General features: G+C 60.8%; 3 protein-coding genes. All 3 read right to left on the bottom strand.

The window, feature by feature from the left end; translation table 11 throughout:
- Nucleotides 1-216: helix-turn-helix domain-containing protein (locus tag ACFOYU_RS04035; RefSeq protein ID WP_377032515.1), on the bottom strand; the 216-nt coding region annotated here is incomplete at its 3' end.
- Between the two features lie 99 nt (nt 217-315).
- Complete coding sequence (locus ACFOYU_RS04040; protein ID WP_377032516.1) at nt 316-3,111, bottom strand: heparinase II/III family protein; 2,796 nt, start codon at nt 3,109-3,111, stop codon at nt 316-318.
- Nucleotides 3,112-3,303: 192 nt separating this feature from the next.
- Nucleotides 3,304-3,483: winged helix-turn-helix domain-containing protein (locus tag ACFOYU_RS04045; protein ID WP_377032517.1), on the bottom strand; the 180-nt coding region annotated here is incomplete at its 5' end.

Consider the following 3,483-nt stretch of genomic DNA (forward strand, 5'->3'; position numbering starts at 1 on the left):
CAGCACCTCGAGAACTGCCGCGTCCAGCCGCGAGGGCACGCCGCCGCTGTGCGGCTTCGGCTTGCGCCGGCCCTCCTCGCGCTCTTGGCGGCGCCAGTTTGACACGGTGGCGGGACAGACCTGAAAGCGGCGGGCAATCTCGACCTGAGGAAGGTCGCCCCGCTGACAGGCAACCAGAACGCGCTCACGCAGATCAGGAGAATAGGGCTGGGGCATGGCTCGCCTCCCGGGCCATATCCCCGTCAACGCACAGGCCACCCGAATGGATTCAAGCCCAAATCAAAAGCGCTTTAGGGGGCGCCGAGATCAGGTTTCTCAACCTGCATCCTGGTCCGCAGGCTGCCTCGTCAGGTATTCTGCCAGCTCGGGCTCCGAAAGCATACGTTTGATGGTTTTCAGGCCCGCCCCGGTGGTCGCCAGGATCACGCCGCCAGATACGCGGCTCCGGCCGGAGAATTTGTAGCGCAGGACGCTGGCCGGCTGCAGGCCTCCTGAGGGGCGAGAGACGAAACCTTGTAGTGCCGCCTGCTGATCGCTGATACCCTGAAGAACTTCCAAGCCGCTCAATCTGCCTGTAACGGTGTAAGGGATGATGTGCAGCCTTCTGCGGTCGCAAAAGGCTATCACCGTTTGTGCCGGGGCGATGGCAGCCGTAACATTCGGGTCGAAGTGTAGGAGGCCCTCGAATGAATGGGCATCCCGCATGCCTGCGAAATCGTCAATGACCGCGACTGCTGCAAGATCAGCCGTGCTCACATAGACGCGACGGTGATTGTAGTCCGGACCATGGACGGTGCTCCGCAACTCAAAAACATTAACTCCCCTGAGTGAGAATTGCGTCTCGATCCAGCTGCTCCCGGCTGTCTGTTCGCGTCCGTCGGGGATCGCGACATTGTGCCCTCTCGATGAGGTCAGGTACTGGCGAACCGGACCCCCCTCATTCTGACTGGAGCCAGCTGCGTCGACGATCCATCGCGATCCCGCATCCGAGAACACGAAGCTCGTCGCATCGTGGTGCCCATGCGAATTTCGCTGCTCGCCGTACGAGGAACACAGATATCTCCAGTCCCGCTCGTGACCGTAGTGTCGCGCAACAGCCATTCCCTTTCCCTGTGAGGGAAGGATTCTCGAGCCGCGCGGATACGAGAGCTCTGCTTTGATGCTGCTATCCGTCAACCAGTCCTGGCCATACTGGGCAATCAGGCGTCTGATCCAGGAAGCGTGCCGGTAGAGGTGGGGAGTATCTCCAAACGCTGGAAGGTGACCATCCGGGTCGGTAATCTCGATGAGGCTCAGAACGGCGTTCCTGAGCCGGGTCTCCAGCTCCTCGCAGAAGGTGTGTGCCTCCGGATCGTCCTTGAGGGCAGCGCCGAGGATTGCTCCGAGCGAGACCAGTTCGAGTTGGTAATGCGGCGCACTCTCGAAGAAGGTGCCATCCGGACCAACGAACTCTTTGAAGCTCTGCTGCAGATGAGACAAAGCCAGAGACGCCCAGTAGCGGGCAGTAGGAACCTGCGGGAGCGCTTTGCCCAAAGAGAGCAGGGCGCTGGCTGCATGTGCCTGGTAGATCGAATGGGAGAAGACGTTCTGTCCGATGATCTCTGCGAGAACGAACCCGTGCCTGATCGCTTCTCCAAGGAGCTCGGACAACGCGTCGATATCGGCGCTCTCCGCAGCCGCACCCAGAGCCAGGAGCTCGATGAACACCTCCGTGCGCGTTGCCAGCGGCAGCGGATGCATGCTCAGGTCATCCGTCGGTTGTCCCCATGTGCTCGAGCGTGACCACGAAATTGCAAGATCGATTGCGCGATCGAGACCGCCGGCATCGGGACGCTCGGCAATGCTCAAAAGCCAGGCGAGGGATTGGTACTCCCGTCGCCACCCCGGGGATCGAAAGGGATCCTCGCGCCAATCGGGGCGTTCCGGGAGGGGCCACGGAGAGTACCCGCTGAATTGTAGGCCGCCTTCCCGGATACGGAGGTCGTTTCCTTGTTGAAGGGCTCTGAGGCGGCTGTGGATCTTGAAAGGAGATGCAAGGGAGCCCCGGCCTATCAGACGATGCGCGATCTCCTGCGAGCTTTGGCGTTCGCCGGAGATCGGAGCGGGATCGAGCTTCTCCATCAACTGCTTGAGGAAGCTCTCTTCGTGTGGCGTTTCGTCGCCCGAGATATTCTCAAGAAGCAGTCCGACTTCCAGCGATACTTCCAATGGCATGACCAAGCGCACGGATGCGTCGTCGTGCCAGGTCTGGAAGCCGATCTCGACGGAAGCGGCATTCTCGGGCGGAATGAGCTCGAGTGTGAAACGACGCGCCTGTATGTGCGCGGGAATATTGACGAAGGCTCCGACGGCAGGTGCCGTGAGAGTCTCCTGATAGGGCGGCGGCAGCTCTTGCCCCAACTGATCCCTGAAGACCACCCGCGCCAATGCGCCATCCTTGCCCGAGCTTTCCGCTATGATCTGTCCGCGCACGAACAGGGGGCGTCCGGGAACGAGAGAATACCTGAACCACTCCGGCGAGGAGGTGAGGACCGTCCATGTGCGTGTCGGGCCTGAGAGCGCAGCCTGCCCCACACGTGATGGAGCGGGGGGCAGGGCTTGGGTTGCGGAGGTTCGGGGTGCTACGCCGCCATGCTGGCGCAGTGACAGGTTGGTGACGTGAAAGGGGTGCGAGTTTCGCCATCCCCGAACCGTGATCAGGAGATGCTTCGTGGGAGCAGGAACCAGGAAGTTGCAGTGAACCCGATAGGTTTGTGTGGGGCTGATCCGTTTGTCGTGGTGATGAGGACCTGAAACAAAGGTACTGAACGGATCGATCTGCGCACGGGTCAGACCGGGAATGTATGCGAAGTCGATACTGGATTGATCCGCCATGAGGAACGCGACGCCGACAGCCGCGAAGTCGTGTGCTTGGCTCGCTGTTTCCTCGGGGTGGCATGTAACGTCGAAGCTGAATTCGCACCACGCATCGGATGCGACGTCGGTGAATGTCAGGGCGACCCGAGACCAGCGATTCTTGGTCGCGATGATGTGTTGCCCGTCCGCAGGTCCGGGTAATGAGTCGCCCGCATGCTGGATCGAGCTTGGCAGAATTTGTCTCGCATCCGACATGGAGGCAGATGGCTCCGAAGCTCAAGGATATGATCGGCAGCTCGCGTCGGAACCGCCTTGAATCATCATGCTCCTCCGAACCATGTTTGGAACGCCGATGCAAGGTCAGGGACTGTGCGGCCAAGCCGGATGTATGAAATGCCTCACTTACCGGGCGGATCATCCCTGCTTCGGTCGCTCGTCAGCGGCCCTTCAGCCGACGAAAGTGTATCCGATGTACCGTTTGGCCTCGATGGGATCGTAGCCGAGCCTCTGGCGCAGCTTCTTGCGCAGCTTGCTCACATGGCCCTCGATCACGCTCTCCTCCACGTCGTTGGAGTAGATGCCGTAGATGGCGTTGAAGATCTGGGTCTTGGTCAGGCGCCGGCCGCG

The organism is Microvirga sp. GCM10011540 (assembly GCF_042650665.1).
In the GTDB taxonomy this organism is placed as follows: domain Bacteria; phylum Pseudomonadota; class Alphaproteobacteria; order Rhizobiales; family Beijerinckiaceae; genus Microvirga; species Microvirga lenta.

Bases quoted from the DNA above. Each gene is read 5' to 3' on its own strand.
- ACFOYU_RS04040 (WP_377032516.1), bottom strand. From the start codon at position 3,111: ATGTCGGATGCGAGACAAATTCTGCCAAGCTCGATCCAGCATGCGGGC.